Origin of the sequence: Streptomyces alfalfae (genome assembly GCF_004127445.1) — a bacterium.
In the GTDB taxonomy this organism is placed as follows: Bacteria; Actinomycetota; Actinomycetes; order Streptomycetales; family Streptomycetaceae; genus Streptomyces; species Streptomyces alfalfae.
The window spans coordinates 261,918-288,592 of the sequence record NZ_QEXM01000045.1 but is presented as its reverse complement, the minus strand read 5'-3'; the positions used below and the strand labels follow the sequence as shown (position 1 = coordinate 288,592).

Here is a 26,675-nt window from a genome sequence, read left to right as displayed (position 1 = left end):
GTATAGCCGACGTTCGGGCCGAAGGGCAATTCGGTTCATTACGGTACGCTTCACCGCTGTGGTCGCGAGCCCCTCCGCAGGGCTCCCATACTGCCATCCGGAGCCCCGTCAACCCCGCACCGGGCCCCTGCCGCGAGTGCCGCGTCCGGGGCTTCCCGGCGTCCGCCGACCGTCCGGCCGGTACGACACGCTAGGGGCGGAAGATGTGGCCGAACCCCACATGTAGTGGTTAGTTTGCATCCGCAGCCCAGAAGTAGTGGTCCCCGGTCTTTCGGGACTCCTGGGATCGCCTATGCTGGGGGCTGCTTCGAGGGGCTCATGAGCTCCTCCGAGGCGTACGAGTCGTGCCATGAAGGAGGGTTGGAAGTTCCATGCACTGCCCCTTCTGCAGGCACCCCGACAGCCGTGTCGTCGACAGTCGCACCACCGACGACGGCACGTCGATCCGCAGGCGCCGCCAGTGCCCCGACTGCTCCCGTCGTTTCACGACCGTGGAGACGTGCTCACTGATGGTGGTCAAGCGCAGCGGAGTGACCGAGCCCTTCAGCCGTACGAAGGTCATCAACGGCGTTCGCAAGGCGTGCCAGGGGCGGCCCGTGACCGAGGACGCGCTCGCCCTGCTCGGCCAGCGGGTCGAAGAGGCGGTGCGTGCCACCGGCAGCGCGGAGCTCACCACTCATGATGTCGGCCTGGCCATACTGGGCCCGCTGCAGGAGCTGGACCTCGTCGCCTATCTGCGTTTCGCGTCCGTGTACCGCGCCTTCGACTCCCTCGAGGACTTCGAAGCCGCCATCGGGGAGCTGAGGGAACAGCGGCTCGACGCGGAGCCGTGCGACGCGGGTGGAGAGCGCGTCGTGAATGATCGCGGGCCCGGAGGGACTGTCGAAGTCCCCGTGCCCGCCACCGCCGCCGACTGATCGGCCGAAGGCGGCAACACAGACCTGTCGAGGGTGCCCTTCGTGGTGCCCGCGACATCAGACACACATCCGTGCCATGGGAAGAACGTGGCACTTCAGGGCGTTTTAGCCTGAAACAGGGAGGCGGCATGACCGAGACGACGAGCGGCCCGGCACGAGGTTCCCGCGCCAAGGGGTCCAAGGCCAGCAAGGGTCTGCGCATCGAGCGCATCCACACGACCCCCGGCGTGCACCCGTATGACGAGGTGGCCTGGGAGCGCCGTGACGTCGTCATGACCAACTGGCGCGACGGCTCGATCAACTTCGAGCAGCGTGGCGTCGAGTTCCCCGACTTCTGGTCGGTGAACGCGGTCAACATCGTCACCAGCAAGTACTTCCGCGGGGCCGTCGGCACCCCGCAGCGCGAGACCGGCCTCAAGCAGCTGATCGACCGCATCGTGAAGACCTACCGCAAGGCCGGGGAGGACCACAGCTACTTCGCCTCGCCGGCCGACGCCGAGATCTTCGAGCACGAGCTGGCCTACGCCCTCCTGCACCAGATCTTCAGCTTCAACTCCCCGGTCTGGTTCAACGTCGGCACGCCCCAGCCGCAGCAGGTCTCCGCCTGCTTCATCCTGTCCGTCGACGACTCCATGGAGTCGATCCTCGACTGGTACAAGGAAGAGGGCATGATCTTCAAGGGCGGCTCCGGCGCCGGCCTGAACCTCTCCCGCATCCGCTCCTCCAAGGAGCTGCTGTCCTCCGGCGGCAACGCCTCGGGTCCCGTCTCCTTCATGCGCGGCGCCGACGCCTCCGCGGGAACCATCAAGTCCGGCGGCGCCACGCGCCGCGCGGCCAAGATGGTCATCCTCGACGTCGACCACCCCGACATCGAGGGCTTCATCGAGACCAAGGTGAAGGAAGAGGAGAAGATCCGCGCCCTGCGCGACGCGGGCTTCGACATGGACCTGGGCGGCGACGACATCACGTCCGTCCAGTACCAGAACGCCAACAACTCCGTCCGCGTGAACGACACGTTCATGAAGGCGGTCGAGGACGGCGGCAAGTTCGGCCTCACCTCCCGCATGACGGGCGAGGTCATCGAGGAGGTCGACGCCAAGTCGCTCTTCCGCAAGATGGCCGAGGCCGCCTGGGCCTGCGCCGACCCGGGCATCCAGTACGACGACACCATCAACGCCTGGCACACCTGCCCGGAGTCCGGCCGCATCAACGGCTCGAACCCGTGCAGCGAGTACATGCACCTGGACAACACGTCCTGCAACCTCGCCTCGCTGAACCTGATGAAGTTCCTGAAGGACGACGGCAAGGGCAACCAGTCCTTCGACTCCGAGCGCTTCTCCCAGGTCGTCGAGCTGGTCATCACCGCGATGGACATCTCGATCTGCTTCGCGGACTTCCCGACGCAGAAGATCGGCGAGAACACCCGCGCCTTCCGTCAGCTGGGCATCGGCTACGCCAACCTCGGCGCCCTCCTGATGGCCACCGGTCACGCCTACGACTCCGACGGCGGCCGCGCCCTCGCCGGCGCCATCACCTCCCTGATGACGGGTACGTCGTACAAGCGCTCCGCCGAGCTGGCCGCGGTCGTCGGTCCCTACGACGGCTACGCCAAGAACGCCACGCCGCACAAGCGCGTCATGAAGCAGCACGCCGACGCCAACGCCTCGGCTGTCCGCATGGACGACCTGGACTCCCCGATCTGGGCCGCCGCCACGGAGGCCTGGCAGGACGTGATCCGCCTCGGCGAGAAGAACGGCTTCCGCAACTCGCAGGCGTCCGTCATCGCCCCGACCGGCACCATCGGTCTCGCGATGTCCTGCGACACCACGGGCCTCGAGCCCGACCTCGCCCTGGTGAAGTTCAAGAAGCTCGTCGGCGGCGGCTCGATGCAGATCGTCAACGGCACGGTGCCGCAGGCCCTGCGCCGCCTGGGTTACCAGGAGGAGCAGATCGAGGCGATCGTCGCCCACATCGCCGAGAACGGCAACGTGATCGACGCCCCCGGCCTGAAGACCGAGCACTACGAGGTCTTCGACTGCGCCATGGGCGAGCGCTCCATCTCCGCGATGGGCCACGTCCGCATGATGGCCGCGATCCAGCCGTGGATCTCGGGCGCCCTCTCCAAGACGGTCAACCTCCCCGAGACCGCCACCGTCGAGGACGTCGAAGAGGTCTACTTCGAGGCGTGGAAGCTGGGCGTCAAGGCGCTCGCCATCTACCGCGACAACTGCAAGGTCGGCCAGCCCCTCTCCGCCAAGAAGAAGGAGGAGGAGAAGGCCGAGATCACCGAGAAGACCGAGGACACGATCCGTGCCGCGGTCGAGAAGGTGGTCGAGTACCGCCCGGTCCGCAAGCGTCTCCCGAAGGGCCGTCCCGGCATCACCACCTCCTTCACGGTCGGCGGCGCCGAGGGCTACATGACCGCCAACTCCTACCCGGACGACGGTCTCGGTGAGGTCTTCCTGAAGATGTCCAAGCAGGGTTCGACCCTCGCGGGCATGATGGACGCCTTCTCCATCGCCGTCTCGGTCGGCCTGCAGTACGGCGTGCCGCTGGAGACGTACGTCTCGAAGTTCACGAACATGCGCTTCGAGCCGGCCGGCATGACGGACGACCCGGACGTGCGGATGGCGCAGTCGATCGTCGACTACATCTTCCGCCGCCTGGCGCTGGACTTCCTGCCCTTCGAGACCCGCTCCGCGCTCGGCATCCACTCCGCCGAGGAGCGCCAGCGTCACCTGGAGACCGGTTCGTACGAACCGTCCCTCGACGAGTCGGAGATCGAGGTCGAGACGCTCGCGCAGTCGGCTCCGCGGCAGTCCGAGTCGCTGAAGGCGGTCGCCACGCCGAAGGCCGAGGCCGAGTCCGCCAAGGCCGCCCCGCAGCAGGCGCACACCAGCGCCGAGCTCGTCGAGATGCAGCTGGGCATCCAGGCCGACGCCCCGCTGTGCTTCTCCTGCGGCACGAAGATGCAGCGGGCGGGCTCCTGCTACATCTGCGAGGGCTGCGGCTCCACCAGCGGCTGCAGCTGATGACGTGGACCGCCGCTGAGTGAGCGGCGGTCGGGGCGGCGGAACCGAGGTCTCGGTTCCGCCGCCTCGTCAGTGCTCGGCACCCATCAGGGACGCGAAGGACGCCGGGTCGGCGTCGAAGCCGCGGATGAGCTCGCGGAACGACCACGCGCCGGACTCGTCCCTGACGAACTCGGCGACGGTCGCCGCCGTGCTGCCCGAGACGGCGGACAGGTCGCTGTCCGCCAGGGATGCGTGGCCCTCACGGATGCGGACCGAGGTGTTGGGGATGTCGCCGAGGACCTTGCCCCCCTCCTGCTGCTGTATGGTCACGCCCACCACGACGCGGGCATAACGGGCCGCGAGGCGGTCCAGTTCGAGCACCATGACCTCGTCGTAGCCGAAGCCCTGGCCCGTGCGGCTGTCGCGGTTGAGGTGGATCGTGCCGTCGGGCGAACGGCTGTCGAAGTGCACCAGGTACACGGGGGCTCCGTACGGAGCGTCCGCCTCATACGTCGCCGCGATGATGTCGAGGTCGTGGGGCGGCTCTCCCGCCGGGCTCGGGTCCCATTTGAGACCGACCTCGACCTTCTTGATCCCCTTGCTGATACCGCTCACGTGACCCGCCCCTCCTCGTGACCTGGACGCTGCCGTCCCGCCAGGATCTGATCGGAACACACGCTACGGCGTGTGACTGACAACGTCGTAGCGTCGCTGGTCAGAAGCGCGCAACTCGGCCGCGAGGGACGGAGTTCGGAGTTCCGCGCACGGGCGGAGATCATGGACGTATGACATGGCACGGGGAAGAGCTCGACATCGACGCCTACCTGGCGAGACTCGGGCACACGGCAGGGACGAAGCCGGATCTCGACACCCTGCGGGCGCTGCATCGCGCGCACGTGGCGGCGATCCCCTTCGAGAACCTGGAGATGATGCTCGGCCGGCCGGTCCCCCTGGACCTGGCGGCTCTGCAGGACAAGATGGTCCGCCGGAGGCGCGGCGGCTACTGCTACGAACAGAACCTCCTCTTCGCCGCGGCGCTCGAACGCATCGGCTTCGACGTCACCGGACTCGGGGCACGCGTGCGTGCCGGGGCGTCGTCCACGCGCGCGGTGACGCACATGCTGCTCGCCGTGCGGGTCGACGGCGAGGCCTGGCAGTGCGACGTGGGTTTCGGGGGCGACGGGCTGCTCGAACCGTTCCCCCTGCGCGAGGGCGCCGAGGCGCGCCAAGGGGAGTGGCGTTTTCGGCTCCACGGCGAGCGGGACGGCGTACTGGTGCTGCGCACATGGCGGCCCGACGGCTGGTCCGACCTGTACGCGTACACCTTGGAGCCGCGTCTGCCCGTCGACTACGTGGTGATGAACCACTACACCTCCACCCACCCGAAGTCGTCGTTCATCCGCCGCCCTGTGGTGCAGCGGGCGGCCTCCGAGACGCGCCGCAGGCTCGTGGGGGACCAGTTGACGGTGACCCGCGCGGACGGCTCCGTGTCCGAACGAGCCGTCCCCGTGAGCGAATTGCCGGACGTTCTCGTGCGGGAGTTCGGTGTCGAACTGGACTCCGCCGACATCGCCGGGCTGATCAGGACGCACTACGCCGGAGCATGACCCCGGTCGCGTTCCGCGCCGTACGATGGCGCGGTGCTGGTCAAGTGGATTCGCTGCACTGTGGTCGACCGTCGAGGGTTCGAGCGCGGGCAGCGGAAGTGGGCGGGGCTTCTGGGGGAGCCGGGGTTCCGGGGGCAGGGCGGGGGGTGGAGCAGGGGGCGGCCGGGCGTCGCGCACGTCTTCGCCTTCTGGGAGAGCCGTGCCTTCTACGACTCCTTCATGGCCCGCTCCCACGACCGGCTCGCGGCCGCGCAGGGGGGCACGTACACGGGTGTGCGGGCCAAGCTGTTCGACCACCGTTTCGACGTGAAGACCGGGTTCGAACCGCGTTTCACGGACGCCGACGTGGTGCGCGTGGCCCACTGCCGCGTCCATGAGGAGCGGGTGGAGCACTTCGCCCTGATGCAGCAGAAGATCTGGAACCCGGCGATGGCCGGCTCGCCGGGCATGCTGCGCGGGCTCTTCGGCGAGGCTCCCGGCCATGAGTTCCTGGTGCTCTCCATGTGGCAGTCCGCCGCCGAGCGCGGGAAGTACCGCGTCGAGCGGGTGGAGCGGCTCTCGCTGCGGGCCCAGACGGAGGCGGACGTCGCCGCGCTCGCGGGGGACGTCGTCGACCTCGAACCGTCCTGGACGGTATGACCCGCCACGCGCGCGTGGGCACCGCGTCCGAGAGGCCCGGATACGCCGGATGGCGTCCGTAGGGGCACCCGGTCGAGTCACCGGGCACCGGGCCGATCTAGGGTTTCCGCATGGCACGCCCGCGGCGCATCATCCTGGTCCGGCACGGCGAGTCGGCGGGGAACGCCGACGACACCGTGTACGAGCGCGAACCCGATCACGCCCTGGCCCTCACGGAGGCGGGGTGGTCCCAGGCGGCGGACACCGGAAAACGCCTCCATGACGTGATCGGCCGGGAGCGGGTGAGCGTGTACGTCTCGCCGTACCGGCGCACGCACGAGACGCTCCAGGCGTTCCGGCTCGACCCCGAACTCGTACGCGTGCGGGAGGAGCCGCGGCTGCGGGAGCAGGACTGGGGCAACTGGCAGGACCGGGACGACGTGCGCCTGCAGAAGGCCTACCGGGACGCGTACGGGCACTTCTTCTACCGTTTCGCGCAGGGTGAGTCGGGCGCGGACGTGTACGACAGGGTGGGGGCGTTCCTGGAGAGCCTCTACCGGAGCTTCGAGGCCCCCGACCATCCGCCGAACGTTCTCCTCGTCACGCACGGGCTCACCATGCGGCTGTTCTGCATGCGCTGGTTCCACTGGTCGGTGGCGGAGTTCGAGTCGCTGTCGAACCCCGGGAACGGCGAGATGAGGATGCTGGTGCTCGGTGAGGACGGCAAGTACGCGCTCGACCGGCCGTTCGAACGCTGGCGTGAGCCGGAGCCGTACGGCGTCACCGGATGACCCGGTGGAGCGTTCGGATGGTGCTGGATCCGTTGACGACGAATTAGAGTGGCTGAGCGATGACCGCTGACTCCTCCTTCGAACGGCGCACGGAGCGTGCTCTCGCCAGCCTGCGCGGACTGGCGGTGGGGGACGCGCTGGGTTCTCAGTTCTTCGTGCCCGCGCACTACCCGCTGCTCAAGAAGCGACAGCTGCCGGACGCTCCCTGGCAGTGGACCGACGACACCGAGATGGCCTGCTCCGTCCTGGCCGTCCTGATCGAGCACCGGCGGATCGACCAGGACGCCCTCGCCCTGTCGTTCGCCGAGCACCACGACTTCGACCGCGGCTACGGCCCGGCCGTCAACCGTCTGCTGCGGCTGGTCCGCGAGGGCGGGGACTGGCGGGAGCTGGCCTCGGCGCTCTTCAAGGGGCAGGGCTCCTGGGGCAACGGCGCCGCGATGCGGATCGCGCCCCTCGGCGCCTGGTACGCGGACGACCCCGAGCAGGCGACGCACCAGGCGGAGATCTCCGCCTACCCCACGCACCAGCACCGGGAGGCCGTGGTCGGAGCCATGGCGGTGGCCGCGGCGGCGGCGCTCGTCGCCGCTCCCGCCGGGCCGCCCACGCCGAAGGACCTCCTCGACGGAGTCATCGCCCTGGTGCCGCGCAGCGCCGTGGGAGCGGGGCTGCGCAGGGCGCGGGACATGCTCGACTACGGCGACGCGGGCACGGTCGCGGCGGTACTGGGATGTGGGCGCCGTACGACGGCTCATGACACGGTGCCGTTCGCGCTCTGGTCGGCGGCCCGTGGTCTCGGGGCGTACGAGCGTGCGATCTGGGACACCGCCCAGGTGGGCGGCGACATGGACACGACCTGCGCCATCGTGGGCGGAGTAGTCGCTTCCGGCGAGGACGGGGCGCCGCCGCGGGAGTGGGTGGAGCGCACGGAGGAACTGCCCGGCTGGGTCCCCGTGACCGCGCGGGGCCGTTCGTAGCGCTCCCCGATGCGTCCAGCCGCTGGTCCGGCTGTCGTCGTGGTGTGGCTGCCGTCGCAGGGTGGCCGTCACGGTCGTGACACAGGTGGGGGCGGACAGGGGGCGTGCGGCGGGCGCGCGGCTACTGTGGTGCGCGCCGCCCGTTGATCTTGCCGGCGCGCACTGAACGAGATGCCGGTCCCCGGCAGCCCCGCGGCTCTCCGGCGCCGCCGCGCGCTGCGCCGGGCGCACCGGTCGGGAGGGGGTCCCGTGTCCGACAACACGCCACCAGCAGACGCCGGAACGCCGGCCGCGGACGGCGGGCCGCCGGGGGGTGAGAGACCGCCGGGGAGCGGCAGACCGCCGGGTGGTGAGATGCCGCCCCGAGGCGACGGGCCGCAGGGGGGCGGGGCAGCGCCGGGTGGTGCTGCCCTGCCGGGCGGCCACGAGGCGTCGGGCGGCAGTGGGCCGGCCGGGGGTGATCCGGCCGCTGCGGGCGATGCGGCGTCCGGGGCTGACTCGGCCCCCGGGGGTGATTCGGTGCCCGGGGGTGACGTGCCAGCCGGGGATGACGCGCCAGCTGGTGGTGATGTGCCTGCCACTGGTGACGCGCCAGCTGGTGGTGATGCGCCTGCCGCTGGTGACGCGCCCGCAGGCGGCGCCCCCATGACCGCCGAGCCGCGCGACACGAAGCCCCAGGAACGGCCACCCCTAGCCGCGCCCCCGGGACAGCCTCTCCAAGCCGGGCCCCAGGAACAGCCTCTCCCAGCCGGGCCCCAGGAACAGCCTCCCCAGGCCGGGCCCCAGGAACAGCCTCCCCAGGCCGGGCCCCAGGAACAGCCTCCCCAGGCCGGGCCCCAGGGACAGCCTCCCGAGGCGGGGCCCCAGGAACGGCCACCCCAAGCCGGGCCCCCGGGGCAGTCTCCCCAAGCCGGGCCCCCGGGGCAGTCTCCCCAAGCCGGGCCCCCGGGGCAGTCTCCCCAAGCCGGGCCCCCGGGGCAGTCTCCCCAAGCCGGGCCCCAGGGGCAGCCCCCCCAGGCCGGCCCCCGGCACCAGCCGCCAAAGGCCCCGACCGAGGCCGGACCCCAGGCCAGGCCCCAGGCATCGCCCCGTCTCCACGCCCCCTCCAGAGCACAAGGCAGCGCCGCCCGGCGATCGGCCGCTTCGGCGGGTCGCGCGGGTGCCGGCGTCCCCCTCCTCGCCGATCTGCGGTCCGAGCCGCCCCGTCCCGTGAGCGCGGCCACGCTCTACGCCGTGCTCGCCACCGGCGTGCTGAGCATGCTGCTCCTGGGGGACGGCCTCGCGCTCAATCTGTTGATCGTCGCCGTCCCGGCCGCGCTGGCCGCCTACTACGCCGCTCGGCCGACCGGGCGCAGGCCACGCGCGTGGTCGCTGACCTGGGCGGCCGGCGGGCTCGCCCTGCTGATCGTGCCCGCCCTGCGGGACGCGGGATGGCCGTCGTTCCTCGCGGTGGTCTCCGCGATCGCGCTCGGCTCGTTCGCGCTGCACGGCCCGCGGACCTGGCTCGGCGTCCTGCTGAGCCCCCTGGGGCTGTTCGACGGCGTCGTGAAGGGCCTCGGCTGGGGCTGGCGCGGGGCGCGCCGGCAGTTCAGCAGCGCGCGCGGCGCCGGTCCCACGCTGCGGGCGCTCGCGGTGACCGCCGTGCTGCTCCTGGTCTTCGGCGCGCTGTTCGCCGGCGCGGACGCCGCCTTCGCCGGTCTGCTGGGCGACCTGATGCCGGACGCCTCCGTGGCGGAGGGCCCGTGGCGCGTCCTGCTGCTGATCTTCGGGATGACCGGCGCGCTCGCCGCCGCGCACACGGCGGCATCCCCGGTCCGCTGGGACCGCCTCGTGGTGCGCCCCGGGCGGCCCAGGAGCCGCGTGGAGTGGGCGTTGCCGCTCATCGTGCTCGACGTCCTGTTCACGGCGTTCAACGCCGTCCAGCTCGCGGTCCTCTTCGGCGGCCACGACGCCGTCCTCGACCAGACCGGACTCTCGCACTCCGCCTACGCGCGGCAGGGCTTCTGGCAGCTCCTGCTCGCCACGGTCCTCACCCTGGTCGTCATCGTGTTCGCGCTGCGCTGGGCCCCGCGCGGCGGAGCCAGGGACCGCACGCTGGTGCGCTCGGTGCTCGGCGTGCTCTGCGCGCTGACGCTCGTCGTGGTGGCGTCCGCGGTGCGCAGGATGGACATGTACGTGGAGGAATACGGGCTGACCAGGCTGCGGCTGTCGGTCGTCGCCGTGGAGCTGTGGCTCGGCGTGATCATCCTGTTCATCATGGCGGCGGGGGTCTGGGGCGCCCGGTGGCTGCCGCGCGCCGTGGCCGCGAGCGCCGCCGCCGGTGTCCTCGCCTTCGGGCTGCTCTCGCCGGACGCGCTGATCGCGGAGCGCAACGTGCAGCGGCACGAGAAGACCGGCAAGTTCGACCTCGACTACGCGCGGCAGCTCTCGGCGGACGCGGTGCCCGCCCTCGACGAGCTGCCCGAGCCGCAGCGCTCCTGCGCCCTCGCGGACATCGCCGACGGCCTCGGGGCCGAGCGCCCGCCCTGGTACGCCATGAGCCTGGGGGAGGCCAGGGCCCGGCGGGTCATCGAGGACCGGCCGCCCTCGGCGGACCCCCTCGCCTGCGGGCGGACGCGGACCGACCCGCCGTCCACCCCGTACGGCTCGGTCCCGTGACGCGGATGGCGCCGGGCCGCCTGGTGGCGTGGCGGCCCGGCGTCCGCGGGAACCGGTGCGGCGGCGATGGGCTCCGCGGTGCGGTCAGCCGCCCACCGGTCCCGCCGCGCTCGCGGTGCCGGAGAGCGCGTCCAGGTCGCTCTTGCGTACGCGGATCACGAGCACCGCGGTGACCAGGGCGAGCACGGCCATCGCGACCGCGGGTATGAAGGCCGTCGAGATCCCCTCGGAGAGCACGTCGTGACCCCAGGGCGCGGGCAGCTCGTGCGTCTTGGCGAACTCGGCCTTCTGCTCCGGGGACGCGTGGGCCATGAAGTCGGCCACCTGGTCCTCTGCCTCGTTCCTGCTGGCCGTGCCGAACACCGTGGTGAGGATGGAGAGGCCGAGGGAGCCGCCGACCTGCTGCGTGGCGTTGAGCAGCCCGGACGCCGCGCCGGCCTCGTGGGGGGCGACTCCGGAGACCGCGGTCAGTGTCAGGGTCACGAAGTTCAGACCCATGCCGAACCCGAAGAGCAGCATCGGGCCGAGCACTCCGCCCGCGTACGAACTGTCGGGACTGAGCAGGGTCTGCCAGCCGAGTCCGAGGGCGACGATGACCGAACCCGTCACCATGAACGGCTTCGGGCCGAGCACCGGCAGGAACTTCTGCGACAGACCCGCGCCGAGCGCGATCACGGCCGTGACGGGCAGGAAGGCGAGGCCCGCCTCGATCGGTGTGTAGTTCAGGACGTTCTGCACGAACAGCACGATGAAGAAGAACATCCCGAACATCGCCGCCGCGAGGCTGAGCATGATCACGTACGTGCCGGAGCGGTTGCGGTCGGCGAACATGCGGAGCGGGGTGATCGGCTCCTTGGCGCGGCTCTCGATGAACGCGAAGGCCGACAGGAGGACCACCGCGGCCACGAACGACGCCACGGTGAGCCCGTCGCGCCAGCCCTCCTCCGCGGACCGGATGAAGCCGTAGACCAGCGAGGCCATGCCGGCCGTCGAGGTGAGCGCGCCCGGCAGGTCGAAGCGGCCGGGGTGACGCTCGGACTCGTTGATGTAGAGCGGGGTGAGGACGGTGATCAGGAGGCCGATGGGCACGTTCACGAACAGGACCCAGCGCCAGTCGAGCCACTCGGTGAGCATGCCGCCCGCGAGGAGCCCGATCGCGCCGCCACCCGCGGAGACGGCGGCGAAGACGCCGAACGCGCGGTTCCGCTCCGGTCCTTCGGGGAAGGTCGTCGTGATGAGGGCCAGCGAGGTGGGCGAGGCTATCGCGCCGCCGACGCCCTGCAGGGCCCGCGCGGCGAGCAGTTGCCAGGGCTCCTGCGCGAAGCCGCCGAGCAGCGAGGCGGCGGTGAACAGGAGGATGCCGGCCATGAAGACGCGGCGACGTCCCAGGATGTCCCCGGCGCGGCCGCCGAGCAGGAGGAGGCCGCCGAAGGTGAGGGTGTAGGCGCTGACGACCCATGTCAGGTCGGTCGTCGAGAAGTTGAGTGCCCCCTGGATGTGGGGCAACGCGATGTTCACAATCGTCGCGTCCAGGACCACCATGAGTTGGCAGGCCGCGATGACGGTGAGGGCGATGCCGGGGTGGCCCTCCCGGCGGGCCTTGTCCGGCTTGTGTTCCTGCGTCAGTTGAGAGGTAGTCACCAAGATCCCCCGCAAGTGCTTTAGTGAACGGTCCCGTTCACTGTCCCGAACGAAGGTAGTGACTCCCTTACAGTGAACGCAAGCGTTCACTGGGTCCGATCACGTCGCCCCGCAAGCTTTTTCGTCCGATGGACGTCCGAGGGAAAGAAGACCCATGGCTACTTCGCGCTGGACCGCCGCCCCCGCTCGGGCGGCTTCCCCACGGCGCCGGGGGCCTGTCCTGGAGCAGGCGATCCTGGAGGCCGCCCTGGAGCAGCTCAGCACGGTCGGCTGGAGCGGCCTGACGATGGAGGGCGTGGCCACGGCCGCGCAGACCGGCAAGGCGGCGGTCTACCGCCGCTGGCCGTCCAAGGAGGACCTGGTCGTGCACGCCCTGCGCGTGGGGCTGCCCCGGCTGGACGAGGTCCCCGGGCTCGGCAGCGTCCGAGAGGACCTTCTGGAGCTGTGCAAACGGATACGGGACGCGATGTACTCACGCCCCGGATTCGCGCTGCGTGCGGTGCTTCACGAATGCGACACGGTGACGGCCGAGCGCTTCCATGACGTGATCTCCGAAGGCGTCGTGAATCCGAGCGTGCGATTGATCAAGGAAGTCATACGGCGGGGCATCGAGCGCGGAGAGGTGCGTTCCGGCGGCACGGACGACTATGTCTGCGACGTCATTCCCGCCATGCTCATGTACCGCTCCAAGGTGTGCGGCAGCGAATGGACGGACGAGGAGTTCGAGGGCCTGATCGACCAGGTGATGGTGCCGCTGCTGCGCCGCTGAGCCCCGGGAGGCCGGGCCCCCGCGGCTCCCGCCGACCGGGGTTCCGGCGGCCTCCGAGGGGCCCCGGGCGGCCTCGCGGCGGGCTCCCGGTGGGGGCTGGGGGGAGCCGGGTGTCGCGGGTGGCTCCGGGGCGGCGTACGCTGTTTGGCGCCATGCCGTACGAAGCACCCACCCACACCGTCGAGCGCTCCCTGCGCGCCACCACCGGAGCGAAGATCGTCGCCGGTGTCGACGAAGTCGGGCGCGGCGCGTGGGCAGGACCGGTCACCGTCTGCGCGGCGATCACGGGACTGCGCAGGCCGCCCGAGGGCCTCACCGACTCCAAGCTGATCAGCCCCAAGCGGCGCACCGCGCTCGCCGAGGAGCTGGAGGGCTGGGTCACCTCGCACGCCCTGGGGCACGCCTCGCACGAGGAGATCGACGAGATGGGGATGACGGCGGCGCTTCGGCTCGCCGCGGTGCGCGCTCTGGAGGGGCTGCCGGTCCGTCCGGACGCGGTCATCCTCGACGGCAAGCACGACTACCTCGGAACTCCTTGGCGGGTCCGTACGGTGATCAAGGGGGACCAGTCCTGTGTGGCCGTCGCCGCGGCTTCGGTGATCGCCAAGGTCCGGCGCGACAAAATGATGGCCGAACTGGGCATCGACCATGCAGACTTCGGTTTCGCGGCCAATGCCGGCTATCCGTCGCCGGTGCACAGGGCCGCGCTGGCGGAGCGGGGGCCCACCCCGTACCACCGGCTTACGTGGGCGTATCTTGATGCGCTGCCCCAGTGGCGGCACCTCAAGAAGGCCCGCAGCTGGGCGGACGGAAATGTTCCGGAAATCGAGGGTCAGCTCGGCTTTGAGTTCTGACGCTTTTCCGGCGCTTCCGCCCGCACTTTTGTGCCACCCGCCGACGCGATTCGCAGCGGCGTTTGATAGACAACACTTCATGCCTCTCCTGCCCGAGGAGCCTCAGATTCACGAGAGTGCCCAGGGTCCCCGCGCCACGCCGGCCAGCGGCCGCACCGCGCCGACCCCCCGCCCCGTACCCGGTCCGCGTCCCGTCGCGCCGCCGCGCCCCGGCCGTCCGGGTCCTGCCCGGCCGATGCCGCCGGCGCAGCGCACGCCGCACGCCGCGGCCCCCAAGCCAGGGCCCGCCGCCCCGGCAGTCCCCGCCCCCGCCGCGAGCCGTCCGGCCCCCGCCGACGGCGCCGCCGCTCCGGTCCCGCAGATCCAGCTCATCCCGGCCTCGGCCGAGGGTGCGCTCGACGCGGCCGAAGAGGCGGTCGACCTGCTCCTGGACACCGGGCGCGCGCCCGGCGACGTCCTGGTGGTCACCACCGGCGACCCGCACCCGTGGGCCACGCACGAGCTGTCCTTCGGCGAGGCCGCCTACTGGGCCCAGCACGACGCGGGCGACGACGTCTTCTACGCCGACGCCGCCGCCCTCGGCCGTGCCGCGGCCAGGCCCGTGGTCGTCGTCGCGGTCAACGGCGGCGAGGAGAGCGCGCTCGCCGCGCTCCCCGAGGCCGTCACCCGGGCGGGCGCCCTGCTGATCGTGTGCGGGGACCCGCAGCGGATCAACTCGGTGCTGGGCGCGGGCGTCTGACGCCCGAGCCGGGCCGTCGCGGTCCGCTGCGGAGTCCGCGCTGACCGGTACGTGATCACGTGCCGTTCGGCGCGGCCTTGCCGTGCCCGTGCGCTCCGGCGTCCCCTCAGCGTGCCGCCGCCCGGCGGAGCACCTCCGAGGCCGCGCCTCCGGTGCGGTTCGCCGGGGGATCGCCGCCGGTCAGGGGATCGGGCCGGGAGCCGGCGCTGGGGCGGCGACCGCCGCGCCCCTCGCCGAACACCTGCCAGCCGCCGCGGGTCAGCGTGATGTAGGCCCCGCAGCGCAGTCCGTGCAGCGTGCAGGCGTCCCGCAGACCCCACATCCAGGCCCCGTCCTCGGGGGTCCAACGCGCGTCGCCTTCACGGCAGTAGAGCAGCACGGCCGTGCGCACCGGGGCGCGCCTCCGCAGATCGTGCGGGATGATCCGGCGCAGCTGCGACAGCAGGGCGTTGCGGAAGACCCAGCCGTCCGTCGCCGCCGTGCGCCGGGTGAACGAGGCGCTCGCGCAGAGCCGTTCGTCGGCGTCGAGCACGGCCACGACCGCCGTCGCGGGTCCCGGCCGGTGCCGGAAGTGCAGCCCCCTGACGACGTCGCGCGGATTGCGCAGCAGCGGGATCCCCGCGGCGGCCCACTCCTCGGGTGCGAGCATCCGGGCCAGCCGGTGCGCGGAGTCCACGGGCATCTCGGCAGGGGCGGACGGCGGCCGGGCGTCGAGCCGCTCGGCCGCCTCACGGCTTTCACGGGCCCCGGATGTCTCCTCGCTCCAGTGCCCGCCCTCGGCCCTGTGCTTCTCCTCGGCCCTGTACGTCTCCTCGAACGAGGCGAATCCGAAGGTCACGGTCCTCCCTTCGGCTGCGCCCGCGCAAAGGGCGGGGTGGTACTGCGGGAGCGCGCCGCGACATGGCTTCGGCGGGTCGCGGGCCGCGCGGGGAGCTGTCCCGATTCTTCCCGCCGCACCGGCTCGCGGCAATGAACAATCGGGGCCGCACGCCGGTATCGGACGATGCGTCGTGTATATCCTTCCCCGCTTCGCGGTCCTCGACGCTTGCCGCGGTTGTGTACAGGGGCCCGGCGTTCCCCGCACGCGGCGGTGAAGTGGCCGATTGTCAGTGGCATCGGGTTGCATGGGGGCATGGACGATCCGGAACTCCGCGCCGAAGCCGATGCCATCCTCGCCGATCTCGTCGGCGACCCGAGCGGTGCGGCGCGGCTGCGCGAGGACCAGTGGCAGGCCGTGGCCGCGCTGGTGAAGGAACGCAGACGCGCTCTGGTGGTGCAGCGCACCGGCTGGGGGAAGTCGGCGGTGTACTTCGTCGCGACCGCCCTGCTGCGCCGCCGCGGCGCGGGCCCCACGGTGATCATCTCGCCGCTGCTCGCGCTCATGCGCAACCAGGTCGAGGCGGCGGCACGGGCGGGAATCCAGGCCCGCACCATCAACTCCGCCAACCCCGAGGAGTGGGGGACCATCTACGGAGAGGTGGAGCGCGGCGAGACGGACGTCCTCCTGGTCAGCCCCGAGCGGCTGAATTCCGTGGACTTCCGCGAGCAGGTGCTGCCCGAGCTGGCGGCGACGACCGGCCTCCTCGTGGTCGACGAGGCGCACTGCATCTCCGACTGGGGCCACGACTTCCGCCCCGACTACCGCAGGCTGCGCGCGATGCTCGCCGAGCTGTCCGAGGGCGTCCCGGTGCTCGCCACCACCGCGACGGCGAACGCACGGGTGACCGCCGACGTCGCCGAGCAGCTCGGCACCGGCGCGGGCGAGGCCCTCGTGCTGCGCGGCACGCTGGAGCGGGAGAGCCTGCGGCTCGGCGTGGTCCGGCTGCCGGACGCCGCGCACCGCCTGGCCTGGCTGGCTGAGCACCTGCCGGAGCTGCGGGGCTCCGGGATCATCTACGCGCTCACGGTCGCCGCGGCCGAGGAGGCCACCGCCTTCCTGCGGCAGCGCGGCTTCGACGTGGCCTCGTACACGGGACGTACGGAGAACGCCGACCGGCTGCAGGCCGAGACCGACCTCCAGGAGAACCGCGTCAAGGCGCTGGTCGCGACGTCCGCGCTCGGCATGGGCTTCGACAAGCCGGACCTGGGCTTCGTGGTCCACCTCGGTTCGCCGTCCTCGCCGATCGCGTACTACCAGCAGGTCGGGCGCGCGGGCCGTGGCGTCGAGCACGCCGACGTCCTGCTGCTGCCCGGCAAGGAGGACGAGGCCATCTGGCGCTACTTCGCCGACACGGCCTTCCCGCCGGAGGCGCAGGTGCGGCAGACCCTCGCGGCCCTCGCGGACGCGGGCCGCCCGCTGTCGGTGCCGGCCCTCGAAGCGTCGGTCGACCTCAGACGCACCCGCCTGGAGACCATGCTGAAGGTCCTCGACGTCGACGGCGCGGTCAAGCGGGTCAAGGGCGGCTGGACGGCCACGGGCGCCGAGTGGACGTACGACGCCGAGCGCTATGCCTGGGTGGCGAAGCAGCGGGCGGCCGAGCAGCAGGCGATGCGGGACTACGTGAGCACGGACCGGTGCCGCATGGAGTTCCTGCGCCGGCAGCTCGACGACGAGGGGGCGGTCCCCTGCGGGCGCTGCGACAACTGCGCGGGGCCGTGGGCGGATTCGGCCGTCTCCGCCGAGATGCTGACGGGCGCGGCCAAGGAGCTGGACCGTCCGGGCGTGGAGATCGAGCCGCGCCGGATGTGGCCGACGGGCATGCCCGCCCTCGGCGTCGACCTCAAGGGGCGCATCCCGGCGAAGGAGCAGTGCTCCGCCGGACGCGCCATCGGACGGCTCTCGGACATCGGCTGGGGCAACCGCCTGCGGCCGCTGCTCGCCGAGACCGCGCCCGACGGCCCCGTCCCCGACGACGTCCTGCGCGCCGCGGTGGACGTCCTCGCCGACTGGGCGCGCTCGGCGGGGGGCTGGGCGTCGGGCGCCGACGACGCCCCGGCGCGGCCGGTGGGTGTGGTCGCCGTGCCGTCGCTGGCCCGGCCGCGGCTGGTCGGTTCGCTCGCCCAGGGCATCGCGTCCATCGGCCGCCTGCCCTTCCTCGGCACGCTGACGTACACCGGGGCGGACGGCGCGCACGCCGCCCGCCGCAGCAACTCCGCGCAGCGTCTGCGAGCGCTGTCCGGAGCGTTCGCCGTCTCCGACGAGCTGGCGGGCGCGCTTGCGGCGGCGCCGGGGCCGGTGCTGCTCGTGGACGACAGCACGGACTCCGGCTGGACCCTGGCGGTCGCCGCCCGCCTGCTGCGCAGAGCGGGCGCCGACCAGGTCCTTCCGCTGGTGCTCGCGGCGGCGGGGTGATGCCCGGAGGGTCCGCCGCCGCGGGGGAGGGGCCGCTTTATGGCACAGGCTCTTGTCAGGGGCGGCTGGTCAGGTAGCCGCCCATGGAGGTGAAGTACTCCGTGGCGGGCAGTTCCCGGCCGTCCTCGGTCCGTACGCGCGTGATGGCCAGGCCGTGGTTGCGGCCGGTGCGGGCGTCGGCTCCGGCGACGATGACCACGCCCTCGCCCTCGCGGTAGAAGATGCGGCCCGGCGTGCCGCCGTAGCGGCCCTCGGAGACCACCGCGGAGACGACTTCGAGCCGCTTGCCCTTGTGGAAGGCGAACGCGCTCGGGTACGGCGCGGACTGGGCGCGGACCAGGCGCTCCAGGTCCTCGGCGGGCCAGGTCCAGTCGATGCGGATGTCCTCCTCGGCCCGCTTGTGGAAGAAGCTGGCCTGGGAGCGGTCCTGCTTGGTGAACTCCGTCTGCCCGGACGCGATGAGGTCGAGCGCGCCGATGGTGACGGGGGCGATCAGGTCGACCGTCTTGTGGAAGAGGTCGGTCGCGGTGTCCGTCGGGCCGACCGGGACGGCCTCCTGCCGGACGATGTCACCGGCGTCCAGCTCGTCGTCCATCATGTGCGCGGTCACGCCGACTTCGGGCTCGCCGTTGATCATCGCCCAGATGATCGGGGAGAAGCCCGCGTACTTCGGCAGCAGCGAGTCGTGGACGTTCAGCGTGCCGCGGCGCGGGAGGCCGAAGATGCGCGGGGGAATCCACGTGCGCCAGTTGTTGGCGACGATGATGTCCGGGTCGGCCTCCTTGAGGCGCGCGAACAGCTCCTCGTCGTCGGGCCGGTTGCGGATCAGCACCGGGACGCCGTGCTCCTCGGCCAGGTCGGCGACGGAGTCGCTCCAGATCTTCTCGTACGCGTGCTCGCTCTTGGGGTGCGTCACGACAAGGACCACGTCGTGCTCGGACTCCAGCAGGGCTTGCAGGGTGCGGTGGCCCCAGGTCTGGTAACCGAACATGACGACCCGCATCGGGGTTCCTCCTCAGAGCAGGGATTTGGCCAGTAGCAAGTTAAGCAAGGCTTACCTTAGCTTGCAATAAGCGGACACCGCGCTTCAGTTGGCGGGGCGTCGCGGGCGGTTGCCCGCTTTGCCTATCGACAGGTCGATGCGATTAGCTTAGGCTCACCTAAGTTGGGGGCTCCGCGTCGTCGGTGTGCCCCCTTCCGCGCACCTTCCCCACGCCTGACAGGCGGCTTCCCCGCACGATTGGGAGAGACATGTCACAGGTTCTTCCTGGCGACGCACCACTGGTCCACGACCTCATCGGCATCGGTTTCGGACCGTCCAATGTGGCCATGGCGATCGCGCTCAACGAGCACAACGCCCGCGTCGGCAGGCAGGAGGCGGTCACCGCTCACTTCTTCGAGCAGCAGTCGAGCTTCGGCTGGCACCGCGGCATGCTCATCGACGACGCGACCATGCAGGTGTCCTTCCTCAAGGACCTGGTGACGCAGCGGAACCCCACGAGCGAGTTCAGCTTCCTCTGCTACCTGAAGGCCAAGGGGCGGCTGACCGACTTCATCAACCACAAGAACCTCTTCCCGCTGCGGGTGGAGTTCCACGACTACCTCGAATGGGCCGCGGCCAAGGTCGACGACATGGTCTCCTACGGCCACGAGGTCGTCGGTGTCACGCCGCACGTCCGCGACGGGGCCGTGGAGTTCCTCGACGTGACGGTCCGGTCGGGGGAGGGGCTCGCGGTCCACCGCGCCCGCAACCTGGTCATCGGCACCGGTCTGCGCCCCCTCGTGCCCGAGGGCGTCGACCGCGGCGACCGCGTCTGGCACAACTCCGAACTGCTCACCAAGGTCGGCGAGATCGAGGGCACGAACCCCTCGCGGTTCGTCGTCGTGGGCGCCGGGCAGAGCGCCGCGGAGAACGTGGCCTACCTGCACCGCCGCTTCCCCGAGGCCGAGATCTGCGCCGTCTTCTCGCGCTACGGCTACAGCCCCGCCGACGACAGCAGCTTCGCCAACCGGATCTTCGACCCGGGAGCGGTCGACGAGTACTACGCCGCTCCGGAGGGCGTCAAGAGCCGGCTGATGGACTACCACGGGAACACCAACTACTCCGTGGTGGACATCGACCTGATCGACGACCTCTACCGGCAGATGTACCAGGAGAAGGTCCTCGGCACCGAGCGGCTGCGCTTCCTCAACGTCTCCCGGCTCTCCGAGGTCAAGGAGACGGACGACTCGGTCCGCGCCACCGTGACGTCCCTCGTCACGGGCGAGGAGACCCACCTCGACGCCGACGTCGTGGTCTGCGCCACCGGCTACAGCCCCGCCGACCCGCTCGGCCTGCTCGGCGAGGTCGCCGAGCGCTGCCTGCGCGACGAGGCGGGCCGCGTCCGCGTCGAGCGCGACTACCGCGTCACCACCGACCCCGGGCTGAGCTGCGGCATCTACCTCCAGGGCGGCACCGAGCACACGCACGGCATCACCTCGTCCCTGCTCTCCAACATCGCGATCCGGGTCGGCGAGATACTCGACTCGGTGCTCGACCGGCGCGCCGCGCCCGCCTCCGACGGGGCCACGGCGGTCGCCGACGGCACCGGCAACACCACCCGATAACGTACGTCGTCATGAGCACGACTTCGGTGGAGCGCCCCGCGGCCAGGGCCGCGGGGACAACGGGGGCCCAGCGACGGCGGGTTGTGGGGCTCGGCGTGCTCGCCGTGCTCCTCGTCGTCGCGGCGGCGGCGTCACTGGCCGTCGGCGCGCGTGCGCTGACCCCCGGTGAGGTGTGGCACGGGCTCTTCGCCGAACCGGAGGCCGACCGGCGGCTCACCGAGATCAGGCTCATCGTGGAGACCGTGCGCGTGCCCCGGACGGTCCTGGCGATCGTGGCGGGCATCGCCCTCGGGGTCGGCGGCGCGCTGATCCAGGGCTACACACGCAACCCCATCGCGGACACGGGGCTGCTCGGGGTGAACGCGGGGGCGTCGTTCGCCGTCGTGTTCGTGACCGCGGTCTTCGGGTTCTCCAGCCCCTTCGAGTACGTGTGGTTCGCCTTCCTGGGGGCGGCGGTCGCCGGGGTCGTCGTGTTCGGCCTCGCCAGCATCGGGCGCGGGGCGGGCAACCCGCTCACGCTCGCGCTCGCCGGGCAGGGCATCACCGTGTTCCTCGCGGCGATGACCACCGCGGTCGCGCTCTCGGACCAGAAGTCGCTCAACGCGCTGCGGTTCTGGAACGCGGGGTCCGTGGCCGGCGTCAAGTTCGACGTCATCTGGCCGGTGACCGGGTTCATCGCCGTGGGGCTCGTCCTCGCCCTCACCACGCTGCCCGCCCTCAACCTGCTCAACCTGGGCGAGGACGTGGCGCGCGGGCTCGGCGTGAACATCGCGCTGAGCCGGACCGTCGGCATCGTCGCCATCACCCTGCTCGCCGGTGCGGCCACCGCGGCATGCGGCCCGATCGCCTTCGTCGGGCTCATGGTGGCCCACGTCGCCCGCTATCTGACGGGGCCCGACTACCGCTGGCTCGTGCCGTACGCGGGGCTGCTCGGCGCCTTCGTCCTGCTGGTCTGCGACATCGTGGGCCGCCTGGTGGTGCGCCCCGGCGAACTGGAGGCCGGAGTCGTCGTCGCCCTCGTCGGCGCCCCGTTCTTCGCGGTCCTGGTCTGGCGCGGAAAGTTCACGAGCGCATGAGCGGGACACGGGCACGCGTGAGCGGGCCGGACGTGAACGGGTCGAGTGCGGACGGTGCGGGCGTGAGCGGGTCGGATGTGAGCGGTACGGGCGTGAACGGCACGGGCGTGAAGCCATCGGTGACGCCGGGTGTGCGGTTCGGCGGGGTCTCGTTCGTCTGGCGGCCCTACGTCGTCCTCGTCACGCTGCTCCTCGCGGTGGCGACCTTCCTGGTGTTCTGCCTCTCCATCAGCATCGGCGACTTCCCCATCGGCCTCTCCCGGGTGATGGCCACGATCGTCGGCAGGGGCGAGCAGGTCGACGAGTTCGTCATCATGGACCTGCGGATGCCGCGGGCCATGGCCGGACTCGTCGTCGGCGTCGCCCTCGGCGTGTCCGGGGCGCTCACGCAGTCCATCGCCCGGAATCCGCTGGCCAGCCCGGACATCCTCGGCATCACCGGCGGCGCGAGCGCGGTCGCGGTCTGCCTCGTGACGGTGTCGGGCGGGGCCGCCGCCGCGGTCGTCAGCTCCGTCGGGCTCTCCGCGGCAGCGCTCGCGGGCGGTCTCGGCACGGGTCTGCTGGTGTACTTCATGGCCTGGCGGCGCGGGATCGACGGCTTCCGGCTCATCCTCATCGGCATCTCGGTGAGCGCCGTGATGGAGGCGATCACGACCTGGCTCCTCGTCACGGCCGACGTCCGCGACGTGGCCCGCGCGCAGGCCTGGCTTGTCGGCTCGCTGGACAACCGGTCGTGGGACGAGGTGTGGGTGGCGCTCTGGTGCTCGCTCGCCCTCCTGGTGGTCGTCATGGCCGTCGCGTTCCAGTTCAAGCCCCTGCACCTGGGCGACGACGTCGCCGCGGGGCTCGGCGTGCGGTACTCACGTGTGCGGGCGGTCCTGCTGCTCTGCGCCGTCCTCCTGGCCGCCGTCGCGGTGAGCGCGGCGGGCCCCGTCCCCTTCGTCGCGCTGGTCGCCCCGCAGGTGGCGATGCGTCTGGCGCGGTGCCCCACCCCGCCCTTGGCGGCCTCGGGCCTGGTCGGGGCGCTGCTCCTGATCGGCGCCGACCTGACCGCGCGCACGGCCCTGCCGATCACGCTGCCGGTCGGCGTGGTGACCGCCGCGATCGGCGGTCCGTTCCTCGTCTACCTGTTGGTGCGGGCTAACCTCCGATAGATAATGCGAAGGTTAGCCATACCTAATACAGCCATACCTAATGCAGGGGGGCTCGTGGCCGCTCAGTACATCATCGACGCCGGACCCGCAGTCGCCGACGGGGCCGCCGGCGCCGCACGGCTCGCGGCCGAGGACGTCACGGTCGGATACGGCGGCCGGACCGTCATCGACGGCCTCGACGTGAAGATCCCGCCCGGAGTGATCACCACGATCATCGGGCCCAACGGCTGCGGCAAGTCGACCCTGTTGCGCACGCTGACGAGGCTGCTCAAACCGACCGCGGGCACGGTCGTCCTGGACGGGGAGGACATCGGCAGGCTCAAGACCCGTACCGTCGCCAAGAAGCTCGGGCTGCTGCCGCAGGCCCCGGTGGCGCCGGACGGGCTCACGGTGGCCGACCTGGTCGCCAGGGGCCGCCACCCGCACCAGAGCTGGCTGCGCCAGTGGTCGTCGGACGACGCGGACGTGGTGGAGAAGGCCCTGGCCATGACCGGGGTCGCCGACCTCGCGGACCGTCCCGTCGACTCGCTCTCCGGCGGCCAGCGCCAGCGCGTCTGGATATCGATGACCCTGGCCCAGGGCACCGACCTGCTGCTCCTCGACGAGCCGACGACCTATCTGGACCTGGCGCACGCCATCGACGTGCTCGACCTGGTCGACGATCTGCACGAGTCGGGCCGCACGGTCGTCATGGTCCTGCACGACCTCAACCTCGCCACGCGCTACAGCGACAACCTCGTCGTGATGCGCGACGGGGCGATCCTGGCGCAGGGGCACCCGCGCGACGTGATCACCGCTGAACTGCTGGAAGAGGCGTTCGGGCTGCGCGCCAGGGTGGTCGACGACCCGGTGGGCGACCGGCCCCTCATCGTGCCGATCGGCCGTACGCACGTGCGACTTGACTGACCCTCGACACCCATCACGACGGCCCTGCGACGCCGTCCGGAACCGTCACCGGGCGATGCGTGACGGTTCGCGGCGCACAACTCGACCGGCCCGCCCGTGCGATGGGGCAGTAAGGCTAGGCTAACCTCATAACGACGGGTTAAGGTTGGCTGCCCTTACACAGGGCGCAGCGGTCAGCGCGAAAGCAAGGGATTCCGGATGCTCCTCGATCGAACGACGCTCACGAAGCCGTGGCGGCGACTGGCGGCGACCGTGTCCGCCGCGGCTCTCGGCGTGGGACTTCTCGCCGGGTGCGGTTCCGATTCGGCGGACAAGGAGAGCGACGGCGCGCCGGCCGCCGCCGCGGGCGGCTCCTTCCCCGTCAGCGTCGAGCACGCGTTCGGGACCACGAAGGTCACCGAGGCGCCCAAGCGGGTCGTCACCGTGGGCTACACGGACGACCAGGCCGTCCTCGCGCTCGGCACCAAGCCGGTCGGCATGACCGACCAGTACCCGAACCCCGCGGGCAAGTCCCCCGACATCAACACCCAGTGGCCCTGGGTGAAGGACAAGTGGGGCGACACCAAGCCCGAGGTCGTCATGGCCAACGGCGACTCGGGGCCCAACTACGAGAAGATCGCCGCCCTGCGGCCCGATCTGATCGTCGCGGTCTACTCCGAGATCGACAAGGCCGCCTACGACAAGCTCTCCAAGATCGCTCCGACGGTCGGCCGCACCAAGGGCGAGAAGGAGCTGTTCAGCGCCCCCTGGCAGGACAACACCGTCCACATCGCCAAGGCGCTCGGCAAGGAGGACGAGGGCAAGAAGCTCGTCGAGGGCATCGAGGACAAGCTCGCCGCGGCCAAGAAGTCGCACCCGGAGTTCGCGGGCCAGACCGCCGTGGCGCTGTCCTGGTACAAGGACTCCGTGAACCCGTTCACCTCCACCGACGTGCGCGGCCGGCTCCTGACGGGCATGGGCTTCACGTACCAGACGAAGGTCGACAAGGTCGCCGGCGGCAAGTTCTCCACCGAACTCTCGCCCGAGCGCATGGACCTGATCGACGTCGACCGCGTCATCGTCATCAACGACGCCGCGGACACGAAGGCGATCAAGAAGGACAAGCTCTTCGCCAACCTGGACGCGGTGAAGAAGAACAAGGTCTCCTACCTGCTCGACAGTGAGGGCCCGGCGGTCGGCGCCGCCATGTCCCAGAGCACCGCGCTCTCCCTGCCGTACGCCATCGACGAGCTCGTGAAGTCGGTCGACTGAGTGTGAGCAGCACGGACACACGCCCCGCCCCGGCGACCCTGCGCACGGCGGGCGGGGGCGAGGCGGCCCGCTGGGTCGGCGCGCACTGCCGGCGGATGCCATGGCTGTCATCGGCCACGGTGCTCACCACGGTGGCCGGGGCGGCGCTCCAGGTGCTCCCCGTGCTGCTGCTCGGCCGGGTGGTCGACGCGGTGGTCGAGGGCGACTCACGCTCGGTCCTGGTCACGATCGCCGTCCTGCTGGTCTCCGCCGCGCTGCTCGGCGCGGCGGCCACCGCGGTGTCGACGTATCTGATCGGACGCCTCGGCGCGGATCTGCTCGCACGGCTGCGCGAAGGCGCGGTCCGCGCGGTGCTCGGGATGCCGAGCGCGCGGATCGAGCAGGTCGGCCGGGGGGACGTGCTCTCCCGGGTCGGCGACGACGTGGCCGTCCTGTCCAAGGGCATCCGCACGGCCATCCCCACGGTGTTCTCCGCCGGGGTGCTCGTCGCCATCGCCACGGTCGGCATGTTCGGCCTGGACTGGCGGCTCGGTCTGGCGGGCGCCGCCGCGCTGCCCGCGTACGGTCTTGCCCTGCGCTGGTACCTGCCCCGCTCCGCCCCCCTCTACCGCAAGCAGCGGGTGGCCCAGGCGGACCGGGCGCAGGCGCTGATCAGCGGCCTGGACGGGATCGACACCGTCCGGGCGTACCGCCTGGAGGATTCCTTCCGCGAGAAGGTCACCCAGGAGTCCTGGCGGGTGCGGGACCTCGGGGTCGAGGTGTTCCGGTTCTTCGGGCGGTTCGTCGGCCGGGAGAACCGCGCCGAGTTCATCGGCCTCGTCCTCATCCTCGTGGCGGGATACGCCCTGTTGGAGGCGGACGCGGCCACGCTGGGCGAGGTGTCGGCGGCGCCGCTGATGTTCCACCGGCTGTTCACGCCGCTGGGCGCCATCATGTTCACCTTCGACGAGGCGCAGAAGTCGGGCGCCAGCCTGACCCGGCTCGTCGGCGTGCTCGGCGAGTCCGCGGACGGCCGCCTCGTGGGCGACGCGTCCGTGGAGCCCGCGAAGGCCGTGGCGTACCCGGTCACGGTCGAGGGGCTGACGTTCAGTTACCCGGACACCGATGAGCCGGTGCTCACGGACGTCGACCTGACGATCCCCGCGGGCGGGTCGCTCGCCCTGGTCGGCGCCACGGGGGCCGGGAAGTCGACCCTCGCCGCGCTGATCGCGGGCATCGGCACCCCGCAGGCCGGTTCCGTGCGCATCGGGTCGCAGGACCTGGCGGAGCTGGACGAGGCCGCCGCGCGGGGCCTGGTGAGCATCCTGACCCAGGAGACGCACGTGTTCTCGGGGCCGCTCGCGGACGACCTGCGCCTCGCCGCGCCGGACGCGACCGACGCCGAACTGATGGACGCCCTGCGCACGGTCGGCGCCGGGGACTGGGTCGAGGCGCTGCCCGAGGGCCTGGACACCATGGTCGGCGAGGGCGGCGAACGCCTGGACGTCGCCAAGGTCGCCCAGATCGCCCTGGCCAGGCTGGTGCTCGGCCGGGCGCCGGTGGTGGTGCTCGACGAGTCGACCGCAGAGGCGGGCAGCGAGGGCGCCGCCGAGCTCGAACGGGCGGTGCTCGCCGCGTGCGTGGGACGGACCACGCTGTTCGTGGCCCACCGTCTGACGCAGGCGATGGCGGCGGACCGGATCGCCGTCCTCGACGCGGGCCGCGTGGTGGAGCAGGGCACGCACGACGACCTCGTGGCCCTGGGCGGCAGGTACGCCCGGCTGTGGCGGGCCTGGCGCGAGGGCAGCTAGCGAAGCGGGACGGC

Annotated in this window: 21 protein-coding genes; 17 read left to right on the top strand and 4 right to left on the bottom strand. The window is 71.5% G+C overall.

Annotated elements, in window-relative coordinates:
- Positions 1-371: 371 nt before the first annotated feature.
- The gene (gene nrdR, locus DCW30_RS28085) at positions 372-917 is read left to right on the top strand and encodes a transcriptional regulator NrdR (RefSeq protein WP_062773713.1); all 546 of its coding nucleotides are present in this window, start codon (positions 372-374) and stop codon (positions 915-917) included.
- Positions 918-1,045: 128 nt separating this feature from the next.
- Positions 1,046-3,949 (top strand): vitamin B12-dependent ribonucleotide reductase, encoded by a 2,904-nt coding sequence (locus DCW30_RS28080; protein WP_062773715.1) that lies wholly within the window; start codon positions 1,046-1,048, stop codon positions 3,947-3,949.
- Between the two features lie 69 nt (positions 3,950-4,018).
- Here the strand turns inward: DCW30_RS28080 and DCW30_RS28075 are convergent, their stop codons facing one another.
- Positions 4,019-4,606: a TerD family protein gene (locus tag DCW30_RS28075; RefSeq protein WP_335755773.1), complete on the bottom strand. Its 588-nt coding sequence runs from the start codon at positions 4,604-4,606 to the stop codon at positions 4,019-4,021.
- A gap of 110 nt (positions 4,607-4,716) precedes the next feature.
- On the opposite strand from DCW30_RS28075, the gene DCW30_RS28070 reads away from it, so the two are divergent.
- The 5 genes from DCW30_RS28070 to DCW30_RS28050 all read left to right on the top strand — a co-directional run bounded on the left by DCW30_RS28070 (position 4,717) and on the right by DCW30_RS28050 (position 10,582).
- A complete protein-coding gene (locus tag DCW30_RS28070) occupies positions 4,717-5,538 on the top strand; it encodes an arylamine N-acetyltransferase family protein (RefSeq protein WP_076684200.1) in 822 nt (273 codons plus the stop codon).
- Positions 5,539-5,571: 33 nt separating this feature from the next.
- Entirely contained in the window at positions 5,572-6,177 is a 606-nt protein-coding gene (locus DCW30_RS28065) for a YdbC family protein (protein ID WP_076684199.1), read from the top strand.
- Between the two features lie 110 nt (positions 6,178-6,287).
- On the top strand, positions 6,288-6,947 hold the full coding sequence (locus DCW30_RS28060) for a histidine phosphatase family protein (protein ID WP_062773724.1): 660 nt from the start codon (positions 6,288-6,290) through the stop codon (positions 6,945-6,947).
- A gap of 59 nt (positions 6,948-7,006) precedes the next feature.
- Positions 7,007-7,924 carry an ADP-ribosylglycohydrolase family protein gene (locus DCW30_RS28055; protein ID WP_076684198.1) on the top strand — a complete coding sequence of 306 codons (918 nt, stop codon included), beginning with the start codon at positions 7,007-7,009 and terminating at the stop codon, positions 7,922-7,924.
- Between the two features lie 1,185 nt (positions 7,925-9,109).
- Positions 9,110-10,582: a DUF4153 domain-containing protein gene (locus tag DCW30_RS28050; protein WP_076688827.1), complete on the top strand. Its 1,473-nt coding sequence runs from the start codon at positions 9,110-9,112 to the stop codon at positions 10,580-10,582.
- An 84-nt stretch (positions 10,583-10,666) separates the two neighbouring features.
- Here DCW30_RS28050 and DCW30_RS28045 read toward each other — a convergent pair whose 3' ends face one another.
- Positions 10,667-12,223 carry an MFS transporter gene (locus tag DCW30_RS28045; RefSeq protein WP_076684196.1) on the bottom strand — a complete coding sequence of 519 codons (1,557 nt, stop codon included), beginning with the start codon at positions 12,221-12,223 and terminating at the stop codon, positions 10,667-10,669.
- Positions 12,224-12,377: 154 nt separating this feature from the next.
- Between DCW30_RS28045 and DCW30_RS28040 the strand changes: the two genes are divergently transcribed.
- The 3 genes from DCW30_RS28040 (at position 12,378) to DCW30_RS28030 (ending at position 14,585) form a co-directional block, all read left to right on the top strand.
- Positions 12,378-12,992 (top strand): TetR/AcrR family transcriptional regulator, encoded by a 615-nt coding sequence (locus DCW30_RS28040; RefSeq protein WP_076684195.1) that lies wholly within the window; start codon positions 12,378-12,380, stop codon positions 12,990-12,992.
- Positions 12,993-13,144: 152 nt separating this feature from the next.
- Positions 13,145-13,846 carry a ribonuclease HII gene (locus DCW30_RS28035; RefSeq protein WP_062773732.1) on the top strand — a complete coding sequence of 234 codons (702 nt, stop codon included), beginning with the start codon at positions 13,145-13,147 and terminating at the stop codon, positions 13,844-13,846.
- Positions 13,847-13,925: 79 nt separating this feature from the next.
- Complete coding sequence (locus DCW30_RS28030; protein ID WP_076684194.1) at positions 13,926-14,585, top strand: hypothetical protein; 660 nt, start codon at positions 13,926-13,928, stop codon at positions 14,583-14,585.
- Between the two features lie 106 nt (positions 14,586-14,691).
- Here the strand turns inward: DCW30_RS28030 and DCW30_RS28025 are convergent, their stop codons facing one another.
- Positions 14,692-15,267, bottom strand: a complete 576-nt coding sequence (locus DCW30_RS28025) for a hypothetical protein (protein WP_062773783.1) — start codon at positions 15,265-15,267, stop codon at positions 14,692-14,694.
- Between the two features lie 450 nt (positions 15,268-15,717).
- Between DCW30_RS28025 and DCW30_RS28020 the strand changes: the two genes are divergently transcribed.
- Positions 15,718-17,877: a RecQ family ATP-dependent DNA helicase gene (locus tag DCW30_RS28020; protein WP_076684193.1), complete on the top strand. Its 2,160-nt coding sequence runs from the start codon at positions 15,718-15,720 to the stop codon at positions 17,875-17,877.
- A gap of 55 nt (positions 17,878-17,932) precedes the next feature.
- On the opposite strand, the gene DCW30_RS28015 is transcribed toward DCW30_RS28020, so the two are convergent.
- On the bottom strand, positions 17,933-18,880 hold the full coding sequence (locus DCW30_RS28015) for a methionyl-tRNA formyltransferase (RefSeq protein WP_062773740.1): 948 nt from the start codon (positions 18,878-18,880) through the stop codon (positions 17,933-17,935).
- Positions 18,881-19,128: 248 nt separating this feature from the next.
- Here DCW30_RS28015 and DCW30_RS28010 point away from each other — a divergent pair, with 248 nt between their 5' ends.
- The 6 genes from DCW30_RS28010 (at position 19,129) to DCW30_RS27985 (ending at position 26,661) form a co-directional block, all read left to right on the top strand.
- A complete protein-coding gene (locus DCW30_RS28010; protein WP_076684192.1) occupies positions 19,129-20,484 on the top strand; it encodes a lysine N(6)-hydroxylase/L-ornithine N(5)-oxygenase family protein in 1,356 nt (451 codons plus the stop codon).
- 11 nt (positions 20,485-20,495) lie between these two features.
- Entirely contained in the window at positions 20,496-21,560 is a 1,065-nt protein-coding gene (locus DCW30_RS28005) for a FecCD family ABC transporter permease (protein ID WP_076684191.1), read from the top strand.
- 92 nt (positions 21,561-21,652) lie between these two features.
- Complete coding sequence (locus tag DCW30_RS28000; RefSeq protein WP_076684190.1) at positions 21,653-22,714, top strand: FecCD family ABC transporter permease; 1,062 nt, start codon at positions 21,653-21,655, stop codon at positions 22,712-22,714.
- Positions 22,715-22,768: 54 nt separating this feature from the next.
- Positions 22,769-23,620, top strand: a complete 852-nt coding sequence (locus tag DCW30_RS27995) for an ABC transporter ATP-binding protein (RefSeq protein ID WP_076684189.1) — start codon at positions 22,769-22,771, stop codon at positions 23,618-23,620.
- Between the two features lie 198 nt (positions 23,621-23,818).
- Positions 23,819-24,871 (top strand): iron-siderophore ABC transporter substrate-binding protein, encoded by a 1,053-nt coding sequence (locus DCW30_RS27990; protein WP_076684188.1) that lies wholly within the window; start codon positions 23,819-23,821, stop codon positions 24,869-24,871.
- A gap of 2 nt (positions 24,872-24,873) precedes the next feature.
- Positions 24,874-26,661: an ABC transporter ATP-binding protein gene (locus DCW30_RS27985; protein ID WP_076684187.1), complete on the top strand. Its 1,788-nt coding sequence runs from the start codon at positions 24,874-24,876 to the stop codon at positions 26,659-26,661.
- The last annotated feature ends 14 nt before the right edge of the window (positions 26,662-26,675 follow it).

Excerpts from the sequence above, each read along its gene's own strand:
- DCW30_RS28010 (WP_076684192.1), top strand. The coding sequence starts at position 19,129 with ATGTCACAGGTTCTTCCTGGCGACGCACCACTGGTCCACGACCTCATC.
- DCW30_RS28060 (WP_062773724.1), top strand. The coding sequence starts at position 6,288 with ATGGCACGCCCGCGGCGCATCATCCTGGTCCGGCACGGCGAGTCGGCG.
- DCW30_RS28015 (WP_062773740.1), bottom strand. The coding sequence starts at position 18,880 with ATGCGGGTCGTCATGTTCGGTTACCAGACCTGGGGCCACCGCACCCTG.
- DCW30_RS28040 (WP_076684195.1), top strand. The coding sequence starts at position 12,378 with ATGGCTACTTCGCGCTGGACCGCCGCCCCCGCTCGGGCGGCTTCCCCA.
- DCW30_RS28070 (WP_076684200.1), top strand. The coding sequence starts at position 4,717 with ATGACATGGCACGGGGAAGAGCTCGACATCGACGCCTACCTGGCGAGA.
- DCW30_RS28005 (WP_076684191.1), top strand. The coding sequence starts at position 20,496 with ATGAGCACGACTTCGGTGGAGCGCCCCGCGGCCAGGGCCGCGGGGACA.
- DCW30_RS28025 (WP_062773783.1), bottom strand. The coding sequence starts at position 15,267 with ATGCCCGTGGACTCCGCGCACCGGCTGGCCCGGATGCTCGCACCCGAG.
- DCW30_RS28030 (WP_076684194.1), top strand. The coding sequence starts at position 13,926 with ATGCCTCTCCTGCCCGAGGAGCCTCAGATTCACGAGAGTGCCCAGGGT.
- nrdR (WP_062773713.1), top strand. The coding sequence starts at position 372 with ATGCACTGCCCCTTCTGCAGGCACCCCGACAGCCGTGTCGTCGACAGT.
- DCW30_RS28055 (WP_076684198.1), top strand. The coding sequence starts at position 7,007 with ATGACCGCTGACTCCTCCTTCGAACGGCGCACGGAGCGTGCTCTCGCC.
- DCW30_RS28035 (WP_062773732.1), top strand. The coding sequence starts at position 13,145 with ATGCCGTACGAAGCACCCACCCACACCGTCGAGCGCTCCCTGCGCGCC.
- DCW30_RS28080 (WP_062773715.1), top strand. The coding sequence starts at position 1,046 with ATGACCGAGACGACGAGCGGCCCGGCACGAGGTTCCCGCGCCAAGGGG.
- DCW30_RS27990 (WP_076684188.1), top strand. The coding sequence starts at position 23,819 with ATGCTCCTCGATCGAACGACGCTCACGAAGCCGTGGCGGCGACTGGCG.
- DCW30_RS28020 (WP_076684193.1), top strand. The coding sequence starts at position 15,718 with ATGGACGATCCGGAACTCCGCGCCGAAGCCGATGCCATCCTCGCCGAT.